Here is a 24,066-nt window from a genome sequence, read left to right on the forward strand (position 1 = left end):
GGGATCATCGGTCGGTTCGGGTTCGGACGGGCGGGCCGCCGGGGGCGTCACACGAGCGTCCTGGGTCTGACCTCGTTGGCGCGGTCCACCAGCGCGATCCGCTCCTCCGGCGTGTCGGCCAGCCGCGCGAGCTGCCGGTAGGCCCGCTCCAGGCCCAGCCGCAGCCCCCGCTCGGTGAACTCGCAGCCCAGCAGCCGGTCGTCGGGCGGGCGGGCACCGTTGCGCGGCAACGACTCCAGCGCCGTGCGCAGCAACTCCGCGGTCAGCCCGACCCGGCGCGCCACGTCCAGCTCCAACCCGGCCAGGCGGGCGCCCGCGGCGACCACGTCGGCCGGCCCGCCCCCGGCCAGCGCCCGCACCGCCGCCACCTGCGCCGCCACGTGGTGGCTGGAGGTCTCCGGCACCGAGTGCAGCACCGCCACCGCGGACTCCCGGTCACCGGCCGCCGACAACACCCGCGCCAACCCGAACGCGGCGCTGACGTAGGCGTGGTCGGTGCGCCACACCACCCGGTAGCACGCCTGCGCCGCCGCCCGGTCCCCGGCCAGCTCCGCCGCGACCGCCACCGCCAGCTTCGGCGCCGCCTCGCCCGGCAGCACGTCGCACACCTGCTCGAACCGCTCCCGCGCCGCCGCGGCGTCCCCGCCGACCAGCGCCGCCAACCCCCGGTACCAGCCCGGCCGCCAGTCGCCCGGGGCCGGGGCCCGCGGGTCGTCGGGGTCGAACAGCGGCGGCGACTCCAGCTCGTCCAGCTCCGCCACCGCCTCGGCCACCCGGTCGGCCTCGATCAACGCCCGCACCACCTGCAACCGCACCTCCACGGTCGTCACCGGCGCCGCGCGCAGCGCCGTGACCAGCTGGTCCGGGTCGCCGGTGGTCGCGGTGGCCAGGAACCCCGCCGCCGGGTCCGCGGTGTCCACCTGCGGCACCGGCAGGCACCCCGCCACCGCGCACGCCCCCGGCGCGCCCTCGGTGCCGAACGCCCGCCGCTCCGGCGTGAACTGCCGCGACAACCCCGGCCGCGGCACCTCGTCCTGCTGCGCCAACACCTCCCGCAGCACCCCGGTCAGCTGCTCGGCCATGTCCTCGGCGGAGGCGAAGCGCTGCTCCGGGTCGCGGTGCGTGGCCCGCAGCAGGAAGCGGCGCAACGAGTCGTGCCGGAGCAGCACCGGCTGGTCCTCGGGCAGCGACTCCTTGTACCTGCCGCGGAAGTCGAACTGGAAGCTCATCACCGCCAGCGCCCGGCCCACCGTGTAGAGGTCGGAGGCCACCGACGGGCCGATCGTGCCGATCTCGGGGGCCTGGTAGCCGATCGTGCCGTAGATGGGGGAGTGGCGGTCGTCCACGCGGCGCACCGCGCCCAGGTCGATCAGCTTGAGCTGCTCCTCGGTCTGGATCACGTTGTCCGGCTTGAAGTCGCAGTACAGCAGGCCCACGCCGTGCAGGTAGCCCAACGCGGGCAGCACCTCCAGCGCGTAGGCGATCGCCTGCGCCACCGGCAGCGACTCCGACCCGGTGCCCGCCGCCCGCATGGACTTGATCATGTCCTTGACCGACGTGCCGCCGACGTACTCCATCACGATGTAGTCGACCAGCTCGCCGGTGGCGCGGTCGGCGTGCCGCACGAAGTTGTGGATCTTGACGATGTTCGGGTGCTCGACCTCGGCCAGGAACCGGCGCTCGGCCATCGCGGCGGCCATCGCGTCGGCGTCCCCGGAGTCCAGCAGGCCCTTGAGCACCACCCACCGGTCGCTCACGGCGTGGTCGGCGGCCAGGTAGATCCAGCCCAGCCCGCCGTGGGCGAGGCACCCCAGCACCTCGTACTGCTCGTGCAGCACCTCGCCGGGTTCGAGCTTGGGCGTGAAGGAGAAGTGGTGGCCGCAGTGCGGGCAGAACCCCTCCACCCGACCCGGCCGCCCGTCCCGGCCCCGCCCGACCTCCTTGCCGCAGGAGGAGCAGAACCGCTTCGCCTCGGGCACCTCGGGGTCGTCCAGCACGGCCGTCTTCGGGTCCCGGTAGGGCACCCGCGGCACCTCCACCAGCCCCGCGCCCAACCTGCCGCGTCCCGACGACCGGGTGGACAACGGCCGCGACCGCCCCGCCGACGCCGTCGAGGCCGACCAGGGCGCGGTCCCCGGCCCGGAGTCGAAGTCGGGCGCGGCAGCCGCGGTCCCCGACGACCCCGCGCCGACAGACCCGCCGCGCACCGACCCGCCGCGCACCGACCCGCCACGCGCGCCGGCCGGCACGGGAGCCGGGGCGGTCTCGGGCAGCACGGGCGCCTCCAGGCCGCAGCGGTCGCAGAAGCCGTCGTCCTCGATGCGCCCGCCGCACCCGGTCCGCGGACACGTCCTCATCGCGCCCCCTCCCCACCGGCCGCCGGGGCGTCGAGCGTGCTCATCGCGCCCCCTCCGTCCGGTCCAGCACCGCGCGCTGGTAGCGGGCCACCGCCACCGTCCCCGCCCGCAGGTCGCACGGCGTCCCGTCCAGCGCCGCCCGCGCCGCCCGGTGCAGCGCCGACAGCTCCGCGTCCTCCCCGTGCCCCCGGGCGCCGGCCTTGGCGCGGTAGGCGTCCAGGCGTCCGCGCAGCTCGGCGCGGCGCGCCAGCGACCCGGACAGGTGCTCAAGCACCGCCCGGACCCGGTCCGCCACGGCCCGCGCCGCCGACTCCACCCGCACCACCTCCGCCTCGCGTACCTCAGGGAAACGCACCCGCAGCGCCTCCAGTGCCCCGCGCGGCCCGGAAACTTCCGGCACGTCCGGGTGATCGCCGACGATCTTGCCGACCACCTCCCGCCGCACCGCGAGCGCCTCCCCGCGCAGCGCGTCCGCCTCCGCCAACCGCCGCTCCACCGCCTCGATGCGCGCGGCGAACCCCGCGTGCAGCTCCGCCTCCTGCGCCACCCGGCGCGCCAGGTCGGCCAGGCCCGGGTCGGGCTCCAGCGGGTCGGACACCGCCCGGTCGTGCGCGGCGGCCAGCTCCCGGCGCAACCGCTCGACCCGCGTCCCGCCCAGCCCCGCCAGGCGGCGCTCCAGCGGGTCCAGCACCGCCAGCCGCGCCGACCACGCCCCGTGGACCTCCTCGAACAACGCGGTCACCTCGGCGTAGTGCGCCTTCATCCGCGCCACCAGCTCCGCCACGGTCACCCGCTCGGCCGCCACCGCCGGCGAGGTCAACGTCCGCACCGGCACCGCCGCCGACAACACCACCTCCGGCCCGGTCAACAGCCGCGCCAGCACCGCCTGGTCGCTGGTGGCGCGCACGTCGTCCAGGAACGACCGGTAGGTGTCGAACCACTCCCACAGCACGACCACCGCCGCCTCGGCCCCCGCCCACCGCGCGGCCGTCGCGCCGGTCACGCCCGACCCGCGCAGCAGCAGGTGCCCCGGGTGGTCCTCCATGGCCAGCAGCGCCTGCGCCACCCGGTCGCTCTCCGCCAGCAGCCGCGCCACCTCCGCGCCGGTGTCCACCACGGTCAGTCCCGGTACTTCGCGACCGGCGGCGCGGGCGGCTCGCCCAGCCACCGCCGGTGGACCTGCGCCCACGTGCCGTCCACGCGCAGCCGCTCCAGCAGGGCGTTGACGAACCGGACGAAGTCCTCCGACGCCTTGGGCACCGCCATCCCGTAGGGCTCGGCGGTGAACTGCGGCCCGACGATCTTCGTGTACGGGTCCTGGGCGGCGAACCCGGCCAGGATCGTGTCGTCGGTGGAGATCGCGTCCACCTGGCCCTGTTGCAGCATCACCAGGCAGTCGGTCCAGTTCGGCACCTCCACCGCGATCGGCCGCGACGGCGCGTTGGCCACGTTCACCAGCGACGAGGACCCCCTGGTCGCGCACACCTTCTTCCCGCCCAGCGACTCGATCCCGGTCGCGTCGGAGGAGGAGGGCACCAGCACCCGCTGCCCGGCCTGGTAGTAGACGGTGGAGAAGTTCACCTTCTGCCACCGCTCGCAGTTGACCGTCATGGTGCGCACGACGATGTCCACGCTGCCCTCCTCCAGCGCGGGGATGCGCTGCTCGGAGGTCAACACCTTGAACTGGATCTTCTCCGGGTCGCCGAACAGCGCCCGCGCGACCTCCCGCGCCATGTCGACGTCGAAGCCCTCCAGCTGCCCGGAGAACGGGTTGCGGAACCCCATCAGGTAGGTGTTCTGGTCCACCCCCACCCGCAGCCGGCCGTTGCGGACGATCCGCTCCATCGTCGACCCGGCCGGCATCTGCCCCGCCGCCGGCAACGGCCCCTGCGGGCGCAGGCTGGCCGTGGCGTCGCACGAGGGCACCGCCGCCGACGCCGAACTGGGCGGCGCCGTCAGCTCCACCGCGTCCGCCGGGCGCGGCGGAACCGCCGACGCCCCGCCGACGTCCGGCGCGCCGCTGGGCACCGGCGCGCACGCCACCACCAGCGCGGCCACCACCGCCGCCAGCCCGCCCCGCTTCCGCACGCCCGTCATCGGTACTCCTTCAACCGCTGCCACAGCCCGGCCGCCGACGCGACCGCCGCCACCAGCGCCAACAACACCACCGCCGGCACCGCGCCCGTCAACGCGCCCCGCGCCCGCGCGATCGTGTCGGTCAACCGCGCCCGCGCCGCGTCCAACGACTCCCCCAGGTCGGTGTCCAACGCGTCGAACGCCGCCGTCGCCCCCTCCGGCCCAGGACCCAGCGCCAACCCGACCGCCGCGGTGTAGTCGCCCCGGTCGTCGGCCTCCCGCAGCCGCAGGTGGGCGTCCTGCCAGCGCACGAAGTGCTCCCGCGCCCGGTCCGACCCCGCCCGCGCCAGCAGACCCTGCAACTCCTCGGCCCGAGTCACGTAAAGCTCCTCGTACTTCGCGCCGCTGCCCCGCGCCACCAGCGTCAACGTCTCGGCGCCACGCGCGGCCAGCGTCGCGATCCGCGCACGGGCCAGCACGTCCACCACCTCGGCGTCGTCCTGGCTGGACGACGCGCTCGACACCGCCACCACCGACGCGCCCAACACCCACAGCAGCGACACCACCGACGCCGCCGTGGCCGCCACCAACCCGACGTTGAGCAGCCGGTTCGTCCTGCGCGTCAGGTACCGCTGCGCCGCCACCAGCACCGCCAGCAGCGACGCGCCCACCAGCAGCTCCAGCCACGGCAGGGTCGTCGCCCCGCCCAGGTCGCGCGCCACGTTCGCGGTCTCGGCCTGATAAAGCGACTGGGCGGCGGGCAGCAGCCGGCCGCGCATCAGCGTCGAGGCCTCCCGCAGGTAGGCCGCGCCCACCGGGTTGCCCTGCCGGTTGTGCGCCCGAGCCGTCTCCACCAGGCCCGTGTAGACCGGCAGTTGCCCGGACAGCGTGGACAGCGCCCCGCCCAGCTCCGGCGACCGCGTGATCTCCCCGGTCGCGGTGGACAGCGCCGCCGCGGCCTTGGCCACGTCCTGCTCGTAGCGCCGCCGCAGCGTCGCCGACTCGACCCCGCCGGACAGGAACGCGCTCGCCGCCGTCGCGTCGGCGTCGGCCATCGCCCGGTAGACCTCCTGCGCGGCGTAGGCCAGCGGCTCGCTGCGGTCGGCCAACGCGGTCAGCGCCTCCGAACGGCGCTGCACCGAGGCCGCGGTCACCGCGCCGACCAGCAGCGTCGACGCCACCAGCAGCAACGCCAGCAGGGTCAACCGGCCCGGCGTGCTGCGCGCGAGCCCGGTCACCCGGCGCACGGGGTTCCGCTGAGCCTCGACCAGCACGACCGCCCCCTTTCCGAGGTGATCGGCGCCACACGCCGCACCGTTAGCGTAGATCCGCCGTGATCGGAAAGGGGGCTGTTCGCGACCGCCGGTCACTACGCTCGGGTCCGTGACGGTCATCGCGCACCTCAGCGACACCCACTTCGACGGCGGCCCCCGCGCCGCCGGCCGCGCACGCCGGGTCATGGACCACCTCAACGGCCTGCCGGGTCCGCTGGACGCGGTCCTCGTCAGCGGCGACATCGCCGACCACGGCCTCACCTCCGAGTACGAACAGGCGCGGGAGCACCTGGCCTCGAAGTTCCCCGTCCTGGTGCTGCCGGGCAACCACGACGACCGCGGAAACTTCCGCCGAACCCTCCTCGGCACGCCCGCGAGCGGCGACCCGGTGCGCGAGGGCTCGGTGCGCGAGGGCTCGGTGCGCGAGGGCCCGGTCAACCAGGTCGAGAAGATCGGCGACGTCGTCTTCGCGCTGTGCGACTCGTCCATCCCGGGCCGCTCAGACGGCCTGCTCGACGACGACACCCTCGCCTGGCTGGACGACGTGCTGGCCCAGGGCGCGCGGACGTTCGTGTGCTTCCACCACCCGCCGGTGACCGTGCACGAGCCGAGCATCGACGCCATCCGCCAGTTCGGCGAGGACCGCCTGGCCGAGGTGCTGACCAGGCACGACAACGTCGTCGGCGTGCTGTGCGGGCACGCGCACACCGGCGCGGCCTCCACGTTCGCGGGCAAACCGCTGCGCGTCGCGCCCGGCGTGGTGAACACGCTGCTGCTGCCGTGGGAGTCCGACCGGGTCATCGACCTGGACCTGCCGCCCGCGATCGCGTTCCACGTGCTGTCCGACGACGGGCGCCTGACCACCCACTACCGGGTCGTGGCCTGAACGTTGCGGACCTTGGCCCGCGCGCGGCTGGCCGGGTCCGGGGTGTTCGATGAGGATCGATCCCATGAGCACCATGCGCGCCATCAGCCAGGACCGCCTCGGCGGCCCCGACGTGCTGCACGAGGTCACCCTCCCCAAGCCGGAACCGGGCCCGACCGAGGTCCTGGTCCGGGTGCGCGCCGCCGGCGTCAACCCGGTGGACGCGAAGACCCGCGCCAACGGCGGCTTCCTGACCCCGCCGTTCGTGCTGGGCTGGGACGTCTCCGGGGTCGTGGAGGAGGTCGGGGTCGGGGTGACGCTGTTCGCCCCGGGCGACGAGGTCGTGGGTATGCCCCTGTTCCCGCGCGAGGCCGGCGCGTACGGGGAGTACGTCGTCGCACCGTCCCGCCACTTCGTGCACAAGCCCGCCGCACTGGACCACCAGCACGGGGCGGCCCTGCCGCTGGTCGGGTTGACGGCTTGGCAGAGCCTGGTCGAGACGGCTGACGTCCGCGCGGGCCAGCGGGTCCTGGTGCACGCGGGTGCGGGTGGGGTCGGACACGTGGCCGTCCAGATCGCTGCCGCTCGGGGCGCACACGTCATCGCCACGGCGAGCGCGGCCAAGCACGAGTTCGTCCGGTCGCTGGGCGCGGACGAAGTGGTGGACTACACGGCGGTCGACTTCGCCGAGGTGGTGCGGGACATGGACGTCGCCTTCGACACCGTGGGCGAGGACATCGGCGCCAGGTCCGTGCCCACGGTCAAGCCCGGTGGAATCGTGGTCACCATCCTGGGCCGTTCCCTGGACACCCTGAAGGCGGCAGCCAAGGGCACCGGAGTCCGAACCGCGGCGGTGCTGTGCGAACCGGACCGCCACGGCCTACTCGCCCTGGCCGACCTGGTGGACCAAGGACTCCTGCGCACCGAACTGGACACAGTCCTCCCCTTGGAACGGGCCGCGAAGGCCCACGAACTCCTGGAAACGGGCCGAACCCGAGGAAAAATCGTCCTCACCATCGACTGACCCACCGCACCCGAACGGCAAAGCTTTTCGCCGCGCAGCGGCGTGCTTTTGGGTTGGGCTCCCAGCCACAAGGGGCCTTCGTGTTCCCCACCGTATGACCTGCCCGAAGGGCTACCACAGATTTCCCCGGGTGACGCCGAAAGTTTTGCGAGGAACGAGCAAAAGTTTCAGCGGCACCCGGGGAAATCTGTGGTCGGCTCCGCCAGGTCATGCGGTGGGGAACACGCAGGCCCTTCCCCCCCACTGGAGGCCTCCCCAGCCGCTTTTAAGCTTTAGAGCGCTTCGCGCAACGCGCGAAGCGCTCTCAAGCGCGAAGCGCGTTCATCCCTAGTTAGCGCGGAGCGCGTCCTGTTAGGACCCGCGAAGCGTGGGCTTGAGCAGCGAAGCGTCAAGTTCAAAGCGTAAAAGAGCCTCGCCGGCGGGCGAGCCACCGAAGATGGACACAACTGCCAAAGCGGGGGCTTCTTGCTTGTGCCATCCCCGCATGACCCGGCAAAGCCGACCACATTTTCCCGGGGTTGGTCGAAAAACTTTTGCTCGTTCCTCGCAAAACTTTTTGGCCCAACCCCGGGAAAATGTGGTAGCCCTTCGGGCGGGCCATACGGAGATAACACAAGCAAGAAGCCCGGCTTGGGTTGTGTCCCCTCCGGTGGACTGCCCGGTTGGCGCTTCGCGCCGTGGGTTACGGGCGTGGTGGCAAGGGGAGGGGGAGGGCGGGTAGGCCGTCTATGCTCTGGTGGTTGAACGGCTTGGTCTCGCAGTACGCGCGGAATTCCTCGTCGGTTTTCCGGCCGAAGTGGTCGGTGTGCAGGGTGCGGTCGGCGCGGTAGTCCATCAAAGGGACCGCGAAGCCGCAGGTGTCGCTGACCTGCTTCGCCGTCACCACCACCACGGCTCGCAGGCCCGGCCCGTCCGCCGCGCCGAAACCGGCCACCAGTTCGGCGAAGCCCGGGTCGTCGCGGAACACCGGCTCGCCGACGCCGTGCACCCGCACGATGTTCGGCGGCCCCTCGAACGCGCACCACATGAGCGTGATCCGCCCGTTCTCCCGCAGGTGGGCGATGGTCTCGGCGTGCGAACCACCGAAGTCCAGGTACGCCACGCGACGCTCGTCCAGCACCCGCCACGTGCCCGCGCGGCCCTTGGGGGACAGGTTCACGTGGCCGTCGGCCGACAGTGGCGCGGTCGCGGTGAAGAACATCGGTTGGGACTCGATGAACGTCCGCAGCCGTTCGGTGATGTGCTCATAGACCTTGCCCATGATCGCCAGTATCCGCGTACCGGTACCGCCGGACGGTAGAACTTTTCAACCCGTGGAACCCGCGCACCCGCTGCCACAGTTCCCCGACGCCCACGGCCCCGTCGCCCCGGTTCAAGGCGTCCACGTGCGCCTGCGCCGACACCCACTCCGCGTAGTTGAGCACCCTCGAACCGTCGTCGCTGATGTGGAAGTGCGCGGAGATCCCGCCGGGGTGCGGGTCCTGCTCGGCGGCCAGCGCGGTGAGCACGAGGTCGATCCACTCCTCGGCGGTGCCGGGCTCCAGGTCGATGGTCACCAGCACCACGCACCCGACCTCCACCCCGGGCCGCGACAGCGTCCGGTGGCGGCGGTAGGCGGTGAACCCCTCCCGCCGGGCGGGTCCGGACCACTGCGACACGGTCACCTCGTCGCCGTCCTCGCCGACCAGGCGGTGCGCGGCCACCAGGCCGTCGGGGTGGTCGGCGAAGTCGTCGGGAGGGCCCACCAGCAGGACATCGGCGTCGGCGCGAGCAAGATCGGGTTTCATGCCGGTCACGCTACGAACCGCCCGCCCACCGCCGAATCAGTCAGTCGACTGGAAACGGTGTTGCCAGGTGGTGGCGACACCGATGAGACTCGCGCGCATGGCACCCGAGATCCGCCGTTCCCTCGTCCAGCACTCCCGGCTGCGCCGCGACCCGCACGCCACGCTGCGCCGCCTGCTCGACCGCGTTCCCCCGGGCACCCGCCCCGACGAGCCGGTCAAGGACCTGGAGACCCGGGTCGCGGCCCTGCTCGGCAAGCCCGCCGCCCTGTTCTTCCCCTCCGGCACGATGGCGCAGCAGGTCGCGCTGCGCATCCACGCCGACCGCACCGGCCGCCGCACCTTCGCCGCCCACCCCACCGCGCACGTCGCCCTGTGGGAGCAGCAGGGCTACAACGCCGTGCACCACCTCGTGCACCGCCCGGTCGGCGACCCCCACGGCCTGATCACCACCGAGGACCTCGACGGGATCGGGGAACCGGTGTCCACCCTGCTCCTGGAGCTGCCGCAGCGGGAGATCGGCGGTCTCCTGCCCGAGTGGGACGACCTGGTCACCCAGACCAAGTGGGCCGCCGAGCGCGGCGCGGCCACCCACGTCGACGGCGCGCGCCTGTGGGAGGCGCAGCCCTACTACGACCGGCCGCACGCCGAGATCGCCGCCCTGTTCGACACCGTGTACGTGTCGCTCTACAAGGGCCTGGAGGGGGTGCGGGGCGCGATCCTGGCCGGTGACCAGGACACCATCGACCTGGCCGGGGTGTGGCGAACGCGACTGGGCGGCAACCTGCCGGACCTGTGGCCGCTGGCGGTGGCCGCCGACCTGGGGCTTTCCGAGACGCTGCCGCGCATGCCGGAGTTCCTCGCGCACGCCCGCGCGATAGCCGCGGCCGTCAACGCCGACGGCTATGCGCGTACCGTGCCGGACGTGCCGCAGACACCGTTGTTCCACATCCACCTGCCGGTGCCGCGCGAGGCCGTCCGCCCGGCCGCCGAGAGGCTGCTGGAGGAGACCGGGATCGAGGTGCCCCGGTTCCCCAAGTCGGTCGCGCCGGGCACCTGCGCGCTGGAGCTGACCGTCGGGCACCTGGCGCTCGACTTCACGCCGGAGGAGGTGGCGGAGCTGCTCCGCCGACTTCGCTGAGTGCCCGTGCCAACGATGATCGTTCCGCCGCGTTCCCGGCCGGCTCCCGCGCCCGCCGGTCGTCCCGTGCCACCTCGTCCGTGCGCCCCGGTCTGCGCAGTGGTCCCGCCCGGACACCATGGAAGTGGTGGCAGCTACCCGGGGACGGCCCGTCCACAAGGCCCGCTGCGACCGCCGGCCCGCCGACCCCTGCCGCGGCGACCGCCCTACTCGGCGCCACCACGTCAGACGGCGCGCAGGCCATGAGAGCGGGTCGCGGGCAGGCGCCGCGACCCGCCGTCAACCGGGCAGGGTGTGGAACGGGCGCACCTCGACCGGCAGCGTGCACGCCGCGCTCATCCGCCGCCCCCACTCCAGGGCCGCGTCCAGGTCGGGCACGTCGATGACGGACAACCCGCCGATGTGCTCCTCGGCCTCGGTGAACGGCCCGTCGCCGACCAGCACCTCGCCCCCGTCCGGGCGCAGGGTGGTCGCGGTCTCCGGCCCGTGCAGGCCGCCCGCGAACACCCACACGCCCTGCTCGCGCATGGCGCGGTCGACGGCCTCCACGTCGCGCATGATCTTCTCCAGCACCTCCGGCTCGGGGATGTCGTAGCCGGTCGGCTCGATCACGCTGATCAGGTAGTGGGCCATCACGTCCTCCTGTGGACTCGGGTCACCCACTACACGAACGGCCCGCCGCCGGATCGACACCTCCGCGGCACCATCTCCGGAGCACCACGACCCCCTAGAGCACCACGACGAGCTTGCCGACGCGCCGGTTGTGCTCCAGGTCGTCGTGGGGCGGCGCGGATGTCCTCCAGCCGGTACACCGTCGTCGGGCCGGGGTTCACCTCGCCCGCGGCGACCTGGTCGAGGTAGCGCTGGAGCACCTCGGCGGGCAGGTCGGCGGCCTCGCCGCCGTACGCGGTCAGCCGCACGCCCTTGGGCAGGTAGCCGATGGGGTGGAAGTCGCGGACCAGCCACTGGTCGGACAGCATCCCGGTGAAGCACACCGTGCCGTGCACGCGGGTCGCGGCGAGCGCCAGGTTCTCCACCGGCCCGGGGCCGCTGAGCACGACGGCCCTCACGAGTGGTGCTCCGCGAGTCGGGACAGCATGCGCACGAGGTCTTCCCGGTCGGCGGCGGACAGCGGCGCGAGCAGGGTGTCCTGCGCGCGGGCCAGCACGTCGTCCAGGTGCCGCAGGTGGGCGGCGCCCGCGTCGGTGATGGTGACGATGTTGCGCCGCCGGTCGGCGGGGTCCACGGCGCGTTCGACGAAGCCGCGGTCGGCCAGTTCGTTGACCGTGGCCACCACGTCGCTGCGGTCGACCCCGCCGCGGCGGCCCAGGTCGGCCTGGCTGGCGGGCCCGAACTCCTCCAGCGTGGCCAGGAGCTTGTAGTGGTAGCGGCGCGCGTCGACGGCGGCGAAACCCTCGTTCACCAGGCGCGTCGCGTGCACCGCGACCTCGTTGATCAGCCAGCTCGGCGTGCCGCGCAGCCGGGTGGGCGCACCTCTCGTCTCCATGCGCCGCAGTCTACCCACTTGTTGGTCGGACCAACGATCGTCTGGCTGTGGACCGACCCTCCAGGCCGACCTGCGCCTGTCCGACGACGCCATCCGCCGGGTCGCCGCCTAGGCGTGGGGGCCGACCGTGACGGGCGCGAGGACCAGTTCGGCACTTCCCTCCACGATCTCGCCGACCCGGTCCACCCGGTCCGCCAGCTTGCGCCGCCGCCGCGCCGACAACGCGTCCCACACCTCCACCGTCACCACGACCCGCCGCCCCGACCGCCGCAGGTGCCACACCCCGGCGACCACGCCGTCCACCAGCACCACCGGGTAGTTGCCCGCCTGGCCACGCGCCAGCGCCCGCGTCGCCGCCCGCCCCGGGAACAGCTCCGCCCTCGGGTGGCACCCCACCGCGAACGCGTCGAAGTACGGCAGCAACCACACCCCGCGCGGCGGGTCGGCCGGGAACACGTCGTCACCCCGCACCACGAACCCGTCCCCGCACCGCTCGACGTCCGCCCGCGCGAACACCCCGTCCACCCACCGCCGGGGCGCGCCGAACCACCGCGCGAAGTCCTCCGGCCGCGCCGGACCGTACGAGCGCAGGTACGCCTCCACCAGCCGCTCCGCCCCGTCCGGCGCGGGCGCGACCCCGGGCAGCCACCGCGCGGGACTGGTGTAGGCGGTCTTGCGGCCCTTGTTCGGGGCGTGGCACAGCGCGCCCCGGAACGCCGCCACACCCAGCGCCTGCATCCACCGCGGCCACTTGTCCTGGAAGGCGTCCATCACCCGCTCACCCGCCCACGGCCCGGTCCGCGCCACGACCTCGGCCGTCAACTCCTCGGAGGTCAGCTCGGCGGTCGCCAACGCGTCCGCGATCGCCGCCACCACCTCGTCGGTCTGCGCCGGGCTCAGCAGGCCCGGGTCGACGGGCAGCCGCGCCAACGCGCCCAGCCACATCGGCAGGTCCGCGGCCGGCAGCAGGTGCACCGTGCCGCGCGGACCCCGGGTCTTGACCAGGGTCCGGTCCACCCACAGCGCGTCGCGGACGTCCCGGCGGGTCGTGCCCGGCAGGCGCAGGCCGATCGACAGCTCCGCCGCCGACGCGATCTGCGCGTGCGCGCCGCACATCGCCCGGACCACCCCGGCCGGGGACGTGCCCGGCGCCGTCAGGTGGTGCCGGGCCATCCGCCGTGCGACGACGCTCACCGCAGGCCGCCGAGGAACGTCGAGAGGTCCTTGGCGAACACGACCGGCTCCTCCATCGCCACGAAGTGACCGCCCGGGTTGTCCTCCGGCCAGTGCACCACCCGGTTGTGCCGCTCGGCCAGCCGCCGGATCCCGGGCGGTCCGCTGTAGACGCCGGTCGGCACCAGGTCCTGCCCGATCGGCCACGCGAACCGCTCGTTGTCGTACATGAACCACGAGGACGACCCCGACGTGCCGGTGAACCAGTACAGCGCGGCGTTGACCAGCAGCAGGTCCCGGTCGATCGCCTGCTCGGGCAGCTCGACGGTCACCGCGAACTCCCGGAACTTCTGCAGCATCCACGCCAGCAGCCCCACCGGCGAGTCGTTCCACGCGTGGGCGAAGGTCTGCGGCGCGACGCGCAGCAGGGAGTGGTGGTCCACCGACCCCGAGGACCACTGCGCCATCCACGACAGCGTCTGCCGCTCGTCGTCGGTCAGGTCGTCGTCCTCGGTCGGAAACCCGAGCCCGCCGTTGACGTACACGCCGACCACGTGCTCCGGCGCGGCCTTGGCAACCTCCGGCGCGAGGTAAGCGCCCAGGTCACCACCCTGCACGCCGTAGCGGCCGTACCCGAGGCGGTCCATCAGGGTGGCGAACATCCGCCCGGCGTCGGCCACGGTGAACCTCTCCCGCGGCGCCTCGGAGAACGCGAACCCGGGGATGCTCGGGATCACCAGGTGGAAGTGCCGCAGGTGCTCGACCACCGCCACGAACTCCACGAACGAGTTCGGCCAGCCGTGCACCAGCAGCAACGCCGTGGCGTCCGGGTCCTGCGACCGCACGTGCAGGAAGTGCACGTCCAACCCGTCGATCTCGGTCATGAACTGCGGGAACGCGTTGAGCCGCGCCTCCTGCGCCCGCCAGTCGAACCCGTCGCGCCAGTAGGCGGCCCACTCGCGCAGCCACGCCACCTCGACCCCCCGGGCCCGGCCGCCGGGCAGCTGCGCCGCCCACCGCGTGCGGTCCAGGCGGTCGGCGAGGTCGTCCAGGTCGGCCTGCGGGATGGCGATGCGGAACTCTCGGATCTCGGTCATGACGACGACGCTAGGCACGATGTAGGTCAGAACCGGTCCTAGATCGACTTCGGGCTACCGTGGATCTCGTGTGGATCGAGGAAGACACCGCGGTGGGCCGCTTGCGCGCCCGCGTCCGGACCGACCCGGACCGCCTCCTGCCGGGTCTGGTGTTCGTGGACGGCTCCGGCAACTCCGCCGTCGAGGACATGGCCCGGTGGGCGGAGTGGATCGGCGGCTGCGGCGCGGCCGTGCTGTGGCACGACAAGCCGGGCTGCGGCACGTCGCCGGGCAACTGGCGGGACCAGTCGCTGACCGACCGCGCGGCCGAGGCGCTGGCCGCCGCGGAGGTGCTGCGCGGCCGGCCCGGGGTCGATCCGGACCGGGTCGGGCTGATCGGCTGGAGCCAGGGCGGCTGGGTGTCGCTGCTCGCCGCCGCCACCGGGCCCGTCGACCACGTGGTGACGGTGTCCGGGCCCGGCGTGTCCATGGCCGCGCAGGAGCGGTGGCGGATCCGGCGGTCCGTCGAGGACGCCGGGCTGCCGGTCGCCGAGGCGATGGCGTGGGTGGACGAACGCACCCGGAGGCTGCGCGCGGGCGAGCCGGTGGAGGCGGTGATCCGCGACCAGGAACGGCTGCGCGACCGGCCCTGGTACCCGCAGGTGTCCCTGGTCTACGACCTGCCCGAACGGGTGGCGTTCTTCGTCCGGAACATGGACGTGGACCCGGCCGGGCTGCTGCCCCGCGTGACGTGCCCGCTGCTGGCGCTGTTCGGCGGCGCGGACGAGCTGGTGCCGGTGCCGGAGAGCGTCGCCGTGTTCGCCCCGCACGCCACCGGCCTGGCCGTGTTCCCCGACGCCGACCACGACCTGTTCACCCCCACCGGCGACCCGCTCGCCGCCGGCTTCCGACCGATGCTCAGCGCGTTCCTGAGAACCTGACCGCCCACCCGGGTCACCCGACCCGGATCAGCGCTTAACCCGGGTGCCGGATCAGCGCTTTCCCGGGTGCCGGAACAGGGCCAGCCGCAACCCCGGCTCCGGCTCGACCGTCCCGACCCGCGCGAACCCCGTCCCCTCGTAGAGCGCGACGGCCGGCGCGTTGTCCGCGCCCGTGGACACGGTCACCGGGTCGCCCAGGTCCAGCACCGCGCCCACCAGCCGCCGCGCCAGGCCGCGCCGGAAGAAGCGCGGGTCCACGCACAGCCGGTCCACGTCGACCACGCCGTCCTCCCGGGTCCAGGCGACGAACCCGGCGAGCACGCCGTCGACGTGCGCGCCCAGCCACCACAGCGGCAACGCGCGCACGTCCTCGATCGTCTCGTGCAACGCCGGGATGGCGTCCGACCCGATCAACGCCGCCTCCACCGCGTAGGCGCGCAGGCCGATGCGGTGCACGGCGCGGGCGGTGGCGTCGTCGGTGAGGTCCAGGTCGAGCACGGGTCACCCGTCCAGGAGGGGGATGAGCTGTTCTTCCTCGTAGGCGAGGTGGTTCTCCAGCTCGGTGACGAGCCGGTCGACCTCGGCCAGCACGCTGTCCCCGTCCAGCGCCGCGCGCAGTTCCCCCAGCAGCCGGGCGACGGTGGCGTGCTCCTCGCGCAGCCGGGCCATGACCGGTTCGAGTTCCGGGTAGCGGTCGGCCAGCGCGGGGAACATGCCGGTGTCCTCCGAGCGGTGGTGGAACTCCAGGCCCTGGCACAGGGTCAGGCAGTTGACCCGCAGCTGCGCCCCGATCCGCGGCCCGGACTTCGCGGCCTCCGCCCGGATCAGGGCGAGTTCGCGGCGGAACGCGTCGTGCAGCGCCTTGAGCGCCTCACCGAACGACGAGGCGTTCGGCGGTCCGCCCGCGACCTGCTCCAACGCGACCACGGGGATGACGCGGCTGGTCTTGGCCTGGTACTCGCCCCACCCGGCGTCGGCCTCGACCGCGCGGGCGAACACCGCGTCGCGCTCCGGCCCGCGCAGCACGGTCGCCTTGGCCTCGTAGGTGAAGACGCCGTCCTCGACGGTGGCCTTCGGGTCGGCGAGCAGGTTGTGGTACCAGGCGGGGTGCCGGTCCGCGCCGGCCGCCGACCCGATGACCAGGATGCGGTCGCCGTCGGGCAGGTAGGCCAGCGGCACGGTGTGCGGGCGGCCGGACCGCGCGCCCGTGGTGGTGAGCAGGATCAGGCGCGCGCCCTCGAAGAAGCCGCCGACGCGGCCCCGGTTGGCGCGGAACTCGTCGATGACCTGCTGGTTGAAATCAAGTGACATGGAAGGGTTTCTCTCCGGGATGACGGTGCTCAAGCGGACGGTCGTCTACTTCCCGGAAGGTGCGGCGGACCCCTGGCCCGCCCGGTGCTCAACCCTGAGCCGGGTGCCCGTCTCGGTAGTGGCCCATGGCCGACCCGGCAGTCACGGGAGGGACCTTAGCGTCACCCGTTCGCGTCCCGCAACGATCTTTCGTGGAGGGCGAGCAGGAGGTAGGCGGTGAGGGTCGGGGCGTCGGTGATGAGACCGTCGCGCGCCATGCGTTCGAATTCGGCGCGCGGGAACCAGCGCTGCGTCATGTCCTGCTCGGTGATCTCGCGGGCGGTCTCGCCCCGGGTGAGGTCGGTGGCCAGGAAGACGTGCACGCCGATCGTGGAGAACCCGTTGGCACAGTGGGCGAACCCGAGCTTCTCCCACCGCCCGGCCCGGATCCCCGTCTCCTCGACCAACTCGGCCGCCGCCATCTGTTCGGGCGAACCGGTGACGCCGTCGGGAAACGACCCGGACGGAAACTCCCACGACCGCACCCCGGTCGGGTACCGGTACTGCTCGACCAGGTGAAACCCGTCGTCCTCGAACGGGATCACCAACGCGAAATCCGGCTTCTCGACCACGGCGTAGAGGCCGGGCGACCCGTCCGGCAGTTCGGTGCGGTCCTCCCGCACCGCCAACCACCGGTTCTCGTAGACGACCTTCGAGGACACCGTCCTGATGCTCATGATCCCATCGTGCCGGGACCGCTTGGTGCCGGTCAGACCTCCGATGCCTGTGCCGCACCAAGCGGGTTCACCCGCCAGGTCGTCAGCGCAGGGCGTTCACGAACCGTCGGAAACCGTCCAGCGGCACCACGACCGTGTTCGCCCCGCTGTCCGCGTCGGCCAGCTTGGAATCGCGGACACCAACCCACGGGGAGTGCGGCGCGGCCACCACGACGACGCAGGCCGCGTTCTCGCTGTGTGTGCTCTTGCGGCCGGCTGCACTGCTGAGCACGGCGAGCACACTGTCTCGGGTGTGAGCAGGAGGTTGCGCGATGCCGTCGGACACCGATCCCGCCGAAGCGCTCAAGGCGTTGCACGACAAGGGTTTCCGGGGCCTGGGCATCGGGGACGCCCACGGCCTGGCCGAGGTCCGCTACCGCCACGGCTGGGCCGGCGGCGCCGACGTGGTCCTGGTCCGCGCTGAGGACGACGCCGAGGCCTACCGCGCCGACGACTCGCTGGGGCAGGTCGAGCCGCAGCGCGAGGTCTCCGGGACGGTGGTCGAGGTCGTCGCCGCGGTGCTGGGCTGGCCGGACCCCGAAACCGACCCGAGAAACGACCCGAGCACCGACCGCGCAACCGCCCCTGAGACCGACCCGAGAAACGACCCCGGAACCGCCCCGGGAGCGGAGCCCGAAGTCCCGGCACCGCGCGCGGCGGCGCCCGCCCCCACACCGACATGACCGACCGGTGGCGGGCCACCCCGCCGCGCGACTGGAGCCGCCGGCGCCGGCCACCGCCGGGCCACGACCACGCCATCGCCAACACGGCCCGCGGCACGCCCCGCGCCCCGGTCCTGCAAGCCGGCGCGATCTACGGCGACGTCGTCCAAAGCGGCCACTCGACCACGCACCACCCGCTGCCCTTCCGCACGGCCTGCGTGCCGCCGCGCGCCGAGGCGTTCCAGCACCGGGCGGTCGGCGCGGAACTCAGCCGGGCGCTGGCCGCCCGACCACCGGACCGCATCCACACCGCCGTGCTGTCCGGCCTGGGCGGCGTGGGCAAGACCCAGCTCGCCGCCGAGCACGCGGAACGGGCGTGGCACGCCGGAAACCTCGACCTCCTGGTGTGGACCACGGCCGCCTCCCGCGAGGAGGTCGTCACCGACTACGCGCGCCTGGGCACCGACCTGACCGGGATCGACACCGGTTCCGACGAGACCCGCGCGCGCCGCTTCCTCGACTGGCTCGCCACCACCCCCGCCCGCTGGCTGGTGGTGCTCGACGACGTCCACCGCCCCGCCGACCTGCACGACCTGTGGCCGCCCGAGACGCCCTCCGGCCAGACCGTCGTCACCACCCGCCGCCGCGACGCCGCCCTGCGGCGCGGGAGCTGCCGGGTGTGGGACGTGGGCCTGTTCCACCCCGAGGAGTCGGTCGCCTACCTCGGGCGCAAGCTCGCCGCCGGACCGGGCCGCGCCGAACCCGCCGACCCCGGCCGCGCCGCGCTGGCCGACGCGCTGGGGCACCTGCCGCTCGCGCTCGCCCAGGCCGCCGCGTACCTGGCCGACCGCCACCTGACCTGCGCGCAGTACCTGGCGCGGTTCACCGACCGGCGGCGCACCCTGGCCTCCGTGCTGCCCGAACCGGCGTCGCTGCCCGACCGGCACCGCAGCACCGTGGCGGCCACCTGGTCGCTGACCGTCGAACTGGCCGACCGCCTGGAACCGGCGGGCCTGGCCGCGCCGCTGCTGGACGCCCTGGCCCTGCTCGACCCGAACGGCGTGCCGCTGGACGTCCTGACCACCCCGCCCCTGCTGGCCCACCTGCGCCGGGTCAGCGGCGGCCCGGTCGACGCCGAACGCGCCCGCGACGCGTTGACCTGCCTGCACCGCCTGAGCCTGGTCACCTTCGACCCCGGCCGCGCCCGCGTCGCCGTGCACGCCCTGGTCCAGCGGGCGGTCCGCGACGAGCGACCCGCCGGGTTCGGCGACGCGCTGGCCCCCGTGGTCGCCGAAGCCCTGCTGCACGCCTGGCCCGGGATCGAGCACGACGCCACCTCGGCCAAGACGCTGCGCGCCAACGCGACGACCCTGATCGACCTGGCCGGACCGGCGCTGTGGCCGGGGGAGTGCCACCACCTGGTGTTCCGCAACGGCAACAGCCTCGGCGACAGCGGCCAGGTCACCGCCGCGCACCACTACTACCGCGCCCTGCACCCCGCCATCGCCGACCACCTGGGCCCCGACCACCCCGACGCGCTCGCCGTCCGCTACCACACCGCCTACTGGCAGGGCGAGGCCGGCGACACCCGCGGCGCCCTGCGCGGCCTGGAGGACGTGCTGGCCGACCAGTGCCGCGTGCTGGGCCGCGAGCACCCGAGCACGTTGCGGACCCGGCACAACATCGCGCGGCGCCGGGGCGCGGCCGGCGGCCCGGCGCAGGCCGTCGCCGAGTTCGCCGAACTGCTGGCCGTGCGGCAACGGCTGCTGGGCCCCGACCACCCGCTCACCCTGACCTCGCGGCACGAACTCGCCTACTGGCGCGGCCGGGCCGGGGACCACGTCGGCGCGGTGGCCGCGCTGGAGGAACTGCTCGACGACCGCCTGCGCGTGCTGGGCGCCGACCACCCGCACACCTTCACCACCCGCCACAACATCGCCTACTGGCGCGGCGACGCGGGCGACCCGACCGCCGCCGTGGCCGCGTTGGAGCAGCTGCTCGCCGACCGGTCGCGGGTGTTGGGCAGCGAGCACCCGCACACCGTCACGACCCGGCGCGCGCTGGCTCGCTGGCGCCGGGTGCTGCGCTCGCCCTGACCGCGGCCCGCAGCACGACCGCCAGGCCGACCGCGACCAGGGCCGCCGCCACCACGAACGTCCACCGCGTCCCGCGCGCCACCTCCCACGCCGCCGCCGACGTCACATCCCCGGTCCCTGCCGCGAAGGCGAACACCGCGCCCATGGCCGACGCGCCGCCCATCAGCCCGACGTTGCGCGACAGCGTCAACATCCCCGACACCAGGCCGCGGTCGCGCGCGGGCACGTCCTTCATCACGCCGGTGTTGTTGGCCGCCTGGAACACCGCGTAGGAGGCGGTCACCACGACCAGCGGCAGCACGTACCCGACGACCCCGAACGACGGCGGCGTGAACGCCAGCACCAGAGCGCCGCCGACGATCCCGCCCAACCCGGCCACGACCATCGTGCGGCTGCCGAACCGGTCGGTCGCCCGCCCCGCCGGGACCCCGGTCAGCGCGGACACCGCCGGACCCGCCGACATCACCAGCCCAACCAGCGCCGGCGCCAGACCCAGCACCCCGGACAGGTGAAACGGCCCCACCACCAGGGTGGTCATCATGACCGCCGACACCAGCGCGCTCGCGGTCAACCCGGCCACCAGCGCCCGGTCGCGCACCACCTCCCGCAGCACCGCGCCGGTCCGCTCGGCCGGACGCGGCGGCACGGCCGGCAGCACCCGCGCCGCCAGCACCAGCGCGACGACCCCGAGCGGCACGACGGCCAGGAAGACCGCCCGCCAGCCGGACACCGCGATCAGCAAGCCGCCCAACGCCGGACCGGTCGCGGTGCCGACCGCCGACATCGTCCCCAGCAGCCCCATCGCGCTGCCCGTGCGGCCCCGGGGCACGGTCTCGCCGACGAACGCCACCGTCAGCGCCATCATGCACGCCGCCCCGACGCCCTGGAACGCGCGACCGGCGATCAGCAGCGGCAGGCTCGGCGCGAGCCCGCACCCCAGCGTGGCCGCGGTGAACACCCCGATGCCGCCGACCAGCAACCGCCGCCGCCCGACCACGTCCCCGAGCCGGCCCAGCGCCACCACCAGCACGGTGATCGTCAGCAGGTAGGCGACCACCACCCACTGCACGGCCGGGAAGGACGCGTCGAACGCCGTGGACAGGGTGGGCAGGGCGACGTTGGCGATGCTGATCCCCAGCGACGGCAACAACATCGACAGCGAGAGCGCGGTGAGCGCGGCAGCGGTTGATCTCATGCCCCGGAACGTAGGTCCGGCCCGGGCCTGCCGGAAGACGCAAAGATGTCAACGCACCTGTGCACGCGACGCCAGGTATCGTCGGTGACCGTGGCGCGCCCCGACCTGAACCTGTTGACCACCCTCGACGTCCTGCTGGAGGAGGGCAGCGTGACCGGGGCCGGCCGGCGGCTGGCACTGAGCCCGTCGGCGATGAGCCGCGCGCTGGCCCGGCTGCGCCGCGCGACCGGAGACCCGTTGCTGGTCAAGGCCGGGCGGGGCCTGGTCCCGACGCCCCGGGCGCTGGAGCTGCGCGACCGCGTCCGGGCGCTGGTGCGGGAGGCGGAATCGGTGCTCAGCCCCGCGCACCGCCTGGACCTGGCCACCCTGTCGCGCACGTTCACCATCCGCGGCAGCGACGGGTTCGTGGAGGCGTTCGGCCCGCCGCTGGTGGCCCGGGTGGGTGCGGCGGCCCCCGGCGTGCGGCTGCGGTTCCTGCGCAAGGCCGGCAAGGACACCGCGCCACTGCGCGACACGATCGACCTGGACACGGCGGTGATCGAGGGCCCGCTACCGCCGGACGTCCTCGACACGCCGCTGTTCTCCGACACGTTCGTGGGCGTGGTGCGCCCGGAACACCCGCTGGCCGGCGGCCCGGTCACCGTCGAGCGCTACGCGCGGGCCCGCCACGTCAACGTCTCCCGCCGGGGTTCGACCGAGGGCCTGGTGGACGAGGCGCTGCACCCGACCGGCCACCACCGGGACGTGGTGACCGTGGTGGACGGCTTCGGCGCGGCGCTGGCGCTGGCCAGGGCGTCGGACCTGGTGGCGAGCGTGCCGTCCCGCCACACCGCGCCGCTGCGCGAGCACCTGCACACCTTCGCGCTGCCCTTCCCCGCCCCGGAGGTGACGGTCTCGCTGCTCTGGCACACCCGCCTCGACGCCGACCCGGCCCACCACTGGCTGCGCACCGCCGTCACCGAGGTGTGCCGGGAGGCCTCTTAGGATCTCGCGCGTGGCGACCCGACTCGTGCAGATCAACATGAAGGCCCGCGACGACTCCGCGCTCGGCCGGTTCTGGGCGCAAGCGCTGGGCTGGGGCGTGGACAGCGAGGGCCCCGGCGTGACCAACCTCGAACCCGCGGGTTTCAGCTACCCCGACCCGACGGCGGTCTGCATCGACATCATCGCCCACCCGGAACCGAAGACCGTGAAGAACCGGGTGCACCTGGACCTGGCCACCACCTCAACCGCCCACCAGACCGAGCTGGTCGCCCGCTTGCGGGACCTGGGCGCGACGCTCGCCGACGTGGGGCAGGGCGACGTGCCGTGGACGGTCATGGCCGACCCGGAGGGCAACGAGTTCTGCGTCCTGGACCCCCGCCCGGAACACGGCGACACCGGGCCGATCGCCGCCGTGGTGGTCGACTGCGCCGACCCGGCGGCGATCGCCCGGTTCTGGGACGAGGCGATGGACTGGGCGCCGCACGAGGTCGCCGACGACCACGCGACCCTGCGCTCGGCCGAGGACGTCGGCCCGTACCTGGTGTTCCGCCGCAGCCCCCACACCAAGACCGGCTGGAACCGCGTCCACCTCGACGTGCGCCCCTATCCTGGGGACGACATGGAGGCGGAGGCGGCCCGGCTGCGCGCGCTGGGGGCCCGCGACCCCGACATCGACCAGTCCGACATCCCGTGGACGGTCCTGCTCGACCCGGAGGGCAACGAGTTCTGCCTGCTCACACCCGCCTGACTCCCAGTTGCCGGGCCGACTCGCGGCAGTCGGCCTGACCCGCAGCTCGCAGCCCGACACGCGGCGGTCAGCCCACTTCGAGCGCCCAGCGCACGTAGCGCATCGTCGGCGTGAAGCCGGTCCGCTCGAACAGCCCGGACGCCCCGGTGGGGCTGGCCGAGTCCACGCTGAGACTCGCGCGGTCGTAGCGGTGCGCGGCGGCGGTGGCCAGGGCGTGGGTGATCAGGGCGGTCGCCGCGCCGCGCCGGCGGTGGGTGCGGACGGTGCCGATGACCATGAAGTGGGCGTCGCGGATGCCGGTGGCGGCGGTGTCGGCCTCCCAGTACATGGTCACGAGCAGGGCGACCGGGGCTCCGGTGGCGGTGTCGCGGAGCAGGAAGCTCAGCTCGGGGCGGAACGTCTGGTTGGTGATCTTGTTCCGCCAGTGGTCCGCGGGCATGGGGGACGCGCCCCAGAAGTCGCGGTAGGCCTCGTTGCGGACATGGCGGAAGTCGTCGTCGTTGTCGGGTGACCAGGCTTCGAGGCCCAGCCCGTCGGGCGGTCGCACGGCCGTGCTGTCGCCGCCGAGCGGGTGCTTCAGGTGCTGGAAGTAGCGGGCGGGGGAGAACCCGTGGGCGCGGACCAGTTCGGCCAGGCCCGCGATGTGCTCGGCCTTGTGGACGTCGATGACCAGCTTCCGGCCCGGGTGGTGCAGGTCGTGCAGCACCTTGGCCGCCTCGACCCCGGCGCGCACGAGCCTGGTGCCCACGCCCTGACGGCGGTGGTCGGGGTGGACGCCGCCGTCGAGGAAGACGCGGTGGACCTCGTCGGCGTCGGCGAACGGCTTGAAGCGGACCTTCATGTAGCCGACCATCACGTCCCCGTCGAAGGCCGCGAGGCTGCCGCGCTCCAGGTCGGCGTAGGGGTCGACGAGTTCGGTGAGGGTGTCGGCCTCGGTGTAGTTCTCACCGATCCGGTCGACCGCCTCGATGGCGTTGAGCAGGTCGGCCGACGCCTTGGCGTCGTCACGTGACAGTGGCCGCCAGGTGAGGGTCGTGGTGTTCGCAGGCACGCGGCGGCACGCTAGCCGCGACGGGCCCCGCGTCGACAGCGAATTT

Annotated in this window: 25 protein-coding genes; 8 read left to right on the forward strand and 17 right to left on the reverse strand. The window is 73.8% G+C overall.

Annotated features, from left to right (window positions below; all coding sequences use genetic code 11):
- Positions 1 to 47 precede the first annotated feature (47 nt).
- Genes ABD126_RS10045 through ABD126_RS10060 form a run of 4 tightly spaced genes read right to left on the reverse strand, consistent with a single transcriptional unit; the run spans position 48 to position 5,707 of the window.
- On the reverse strand, positions 48 to 2,357 hold the full coding sequence (locus tag ABD126_RS10045; protein ID WP_343933445.1) for a tetratricopeptide repeat protein: 2,310 nt from the start codon (positions 2,355 to 2,357) through the stop codon (positions 48 to 50).
- Between the two features lie 40 nt (positions 2,358 to 2,397).
- Positions 2,398 to 3,525, reverse strand: a complete 1,128-nt coding sequence (locus ABD126_RS10050) for a hypothetical protein (protein WP_343933446.1) — start codon at positions 3,523 to 3,525, stop codon at positions 2,398 to 2,400.
- A complete protein-coding gene (locus ABD126_RS10055; protein WP_343933447.1) occupies positions 3,477 to 4,454 on the reverse strand; it encodes a transporter substrate-binding domain-containing protein in 978 nt (325 codons plus the stop codon). Before ABD126_RS10055 ends, ABD126_RS10050 begins: the two co-directional genes overlap by 49 nt.
- On the reverse strand, positions 4,451 to 5,707 hold the full coding sequence (locus ABD126_RS10060) for a hypothetical protein (protein WP_343933448.1): 1,257 nt from the start codon (positions 5,705 to 5,707) through the stop codon (positions 4,451 to 4,453). The genes ABD126_RS10055 and ABD126_RS10060 overlap by 4 nt, the downstream gene beginning before the upstream one ends.
- A gap of 109 nt (positions 5,708 to 5,816) precedes the next feature.
- On the opposite strand from ABD126_RS10060, the gene ABD126_RS10065 reads away from it, so the two are divergent.
- Together ABD126_RS10065 and ABD126_RS10070 are read left to right on the forward strand one after the other, a co-directional pair.
- Positions 5,817 to 6,593 carry a metallophosphoesterase gene (locus ABD126_RS10065; protein WP_343933449.1) on the forward strand — a complete coding sequence of 259 codons (777 nt, stop codon included), beginning with the start codon at positions 5,817 to 5,819 and terminating at the stop codon, positions 6,591 to 6,593.
- Positions 6,594 to 6,666: 73 nt separating this feature from the next.
- Entirely contained in the window at positions 6,667 to 7,596 is a 930-nt protein-coding gene (locus tag ABD126_RS10070; protein WP_343933630.1) for an NADP-dependent oxidoreductase, read from the forward strand.
- Positions 7,597 to 8,278: 682 nt separating this feature from the next.
- On the opposite strand, the gene ABD126_RS10075 is transcribed toward ABD126_RS10070, so the two are convergent.
- Positions 8,279 to 8,857: a pyridoxamine 5'-phosphate oxidase family protein gene (locus ABD126_RS10075; RefSeq protein ID WP_343933450.1), complete on the reverse strand. Its 579-nt coding sequence runs from the start codon at positions 8,855 to 8,857 to the stop codon at positions 8,279 to 8,281.
- A complete protein-coding gene (locus ABD126_RS10080) occupies positions 8,841 to 9,383 on the reverse strand; it encodes an antibiotic biosynthesis monooxygenase (RefSeq protein ID WP_343933451.1) in 543 nt (180 codons plus the stop codon). The genes ABD126_RS10075 and ABD126_RS10080 overlap by 17 nt, the downstream gene beginning before the upstream one ends.
- A 97-nt stretch (positions 9,384 to 9,480) precedes the next feature.
- Here ABD126_RS10080 and ABD126_RS10085 point away from each other — a divergent pair, with 97 nt between their 5' ends.
- The gene (locus ABD126_RS10085; protein ID WP_343933452.1) at positions 9,481 to 10,521 is read left to right on the forward strand and encodes a threonine aldolase family protein; all 1,041 of its coding nucleotides are present in this window, start codon (positions 9,481 to 9,483) and stop codon (positions 10,519 to 10,521) included.
- Positions 10,522 to 10,800: 279 nt separating this feature from the next.
- Here ABD126_RS10085 and ABD126_RS10090 read toward each other — a convergent pair whose 3' ends face one another.
- The 5 genes from ABD126_RS10090 to ABD126_RS10110 form a co-directional block, all read right to left on the reverse strand.
- Entirely contained in the window at positions 10,801 to 11,154 is a 354-nt protein-coding gene (locus ABD126_RS10090; RefSeq protein ID WP_343933453.1) for a YciI family protein, read from the reverse strand.
- Between the two features lie 29 nt (positions 11,155 to 11,183).
- A complete protein-coding gene (locus ABD126_RS10095) occupies positions 11,184 to 11,591 on the reverse strand; it encodes an MDR/zinc-dependent alcohol dehydrogenase-like family protein (RefSeq protein WP_343933454.1) in 408 nt (135 codons plus the stop codon).
- Complete coding sequence (locus tag ABD126_RS10100; protein WP_343933455.1) at positions 11,588 to 12,028, reverse strand: MarR family winged helix-turn-helix transcriptional regulator; 441 nt, start codon at positions 12,026 to 12,028, stop codon at positions 11,588 to 11,590. The genes ABD126_RS10095 and ABD126_RS10100 overlap by 4 nt, the downstream gene beginning before the upstream one ends.
- Before the next feature lie 108 nt (positions 12,029 to 12,136).
- A complete protein-coding gene (locus tag ABD126_RS10105; protein ID WP_343933456.1) occupies positions 12,137 to 13,222 on the reverse strand; it encodes a winged helix DNA-binding domain-containing protein in 1,086 nt (361 codons plus the stop codon).
- The gene (locus ABD126_RS10110; protein WP_343933457.1) at positions 13,219 to 14,298 is read right to left on the reverse strand and encodes an epoxide hydrolase family protein; all 1,080 of its coding nucleotides are present in this window, start codon (positions 14,296 to 14,298) and stop codon (positions 13,219 to 13,221) included. Before ABD126_RS10110 ends, ABD126_RS10105 begins: the two co-directional genes overlap by 4 nt.
- 68 nt (positions 14,299 to 14,366) lie before the next feature.
- Here ABD126_RS10110 and ABD126_RS10115 point away from each other — a divergent pair, with 68 nt between their 5' ends.
- Positions 14,367 to 15,218, forward strand: a complete 852-nt coding sequence (locus tag ABD126_RS10115) for an alpha/beta hydrolase family protein (RefSeq protein WP_343933458.1) — start codon at positions 14,367 to 14,369, stop codon at positions 15,216 to 15,218.
- A 51-nt stretch (positions 15,219 to 15,269) separates the two neighbouring features.
- On the opposite strand, the gene ABD126_RS10120 is transcribed toward ABD126_RS10115, so the two are convergent.
- The 4 genes from ABD126_RS10120 to ABD126_RS10135 all read right to left on the reverse strand — a co-directional run bounded on the left by ABD126_RS10120 (position 15,270) and on the right by ABD126_RS10135 (position 17,516).
- Positions 15,270 to 15,716: a GNAT family N-acetyltransferase gene (locus ABD126_RS10120; RefSeq protein ID WP_343933459.1), complete on the reverse strand. Its 447-nt coding sequence runs from the start codon at positions 15,714 to 15,716 to the stop codon at positions 15,270 to 15,272.
- 3 nt (positions 15,717 to 15,719) lie between these two features.
- A complete protein-coding gene (locus ABD126_RS10125) occupies positions 15,720 to 16,529 on the reverse strand; it encodes a nitroreductase/quinone reductase family protein (protein WP_343933460.1) in 810 nt (269 codons plus the stop codon).
- Between the two features lie 161 nt (positions 16,530 to 16,690).
- Positions 16,691 to 17,245, reverse strand: a complete 555-nt coding sequence (locus ABD126_RS10130) for an NUDIX domain-containing protein (protein WP_343933461.1) — start codon at positions 17,243 to 17,245, stop codon at positions 16,691 to 16,693.
- A gap of 82 nt (positions 17,246 to 17,327) precedes the next feature.
- On the reverse strand, positions 17,328 to 17,516 hold the full coding sequence (locus ABD126_RS10135; RefSeq protein ID WP_343933462.1) for a DUF397 domain-containing protein: 189 nt from the start codon (positions 17,514 to 17,516) through the stop codon (positions 17,328 to 17,330).
- 40 nt (positions 17,517 to 17,556) lie between these two features.
- Between ABD126_RS10135 and ABD126_RS10140 the strand changes: the two genes are divergently transcribed.
- Positions 17,557 to 17,967, forward strand: a complete 411-nt coding sequence (locus tag ABD126_RS10140; protein ID WP_343933463.1) for a hypothetical protein — start codon at positions 17,557 to 17,559, stop codon at positions 17,965 to 17,967.
- Entirely contained in the window at positions 17,964 to 20,042 is a 2,079-nt protein-coding gene (locus ABD126_RS10145) for a tetratricopeptide repeat protein (RefSeq protein ID WP_343933464.1), read from the forward strand. The genes ABD126_RS10140 and ABD126_RS10145 overlap by 4 nt, the downstream gene beginning before the upstream one ends.
- On the opposite strand, the gene ABD126_RS10150 is transcribed toward ABD126_RS10145, so the two are convergent.
- On the reverse strand, positions 19,990 to 21,237 hold the full coding sequence (locus ABD126_RS10150) for an MFS transporter (protein WP_343933465.1): 1,248 nt from the start codon (positions 21,235 to 21,237) through the stop codon (positions 19,990 to 19,992). The genes ABD126_RS10145 and ABD126_RS10150 overlap by 53 nt on opposite strands.
- An 84-nt stretch (positions 21,238 to 21,321) precedes the next feature.
- Here ABD126_RS10150 and ABD126_RS10155 point away from each other — a divergent pair, with 84 nt between their 5' ends.
- Positions 21,322 to 22,221 (forward strand): LysR family transcriptional regulator, encoded by a 900-nt coding sequence (locus ABD126_RS10155; RefSeq protein WP_343933466.1) that lies wholly within the window; start codon positions 21,322 to 21,324, stop codon positions 22,219 to 22,221.
- Between the two features lie 10 nt (positions 22,222 to 22,231).
- Complete coding sequence (locus ABD126_RS10160) at positions 22,232 to 22,969, forward strand: VOC family protein (protein ID WP_343933467.1); 738 nt, start codon at positions 22,232 to 22,234, stop codon at positions 22,967 to 22,969.
- A gap of 67 nt (positions 22,970 to 23,036) precedes the next feature.
- Here ABD126_RS10160 and ABD126_RS10165 read toward each other — a convergent pair whose 3' ends face one another.
- Entirely contained in the window at positions 23,037 to 24,020 is a 984-nt protein-coding gene (locus tag ABD126_RS10165; protein WP_343933468.1) for a GNAT family N-acetyltransferase, read from the reverse strand.
- Positions 24,021 to 24,066 lie beyond the last annotated feature (46 nt).

The organism is Saccharothrix mutabilis subsp. mutabilis (assembly GCF_039521145.1).
Lineage (GTDB): Bacteria > Actinomycetota > Actinomycetes > Mycobacteriales > Pseudonocardiaceae > Actinosynnema > Actinosynnema mutabilis.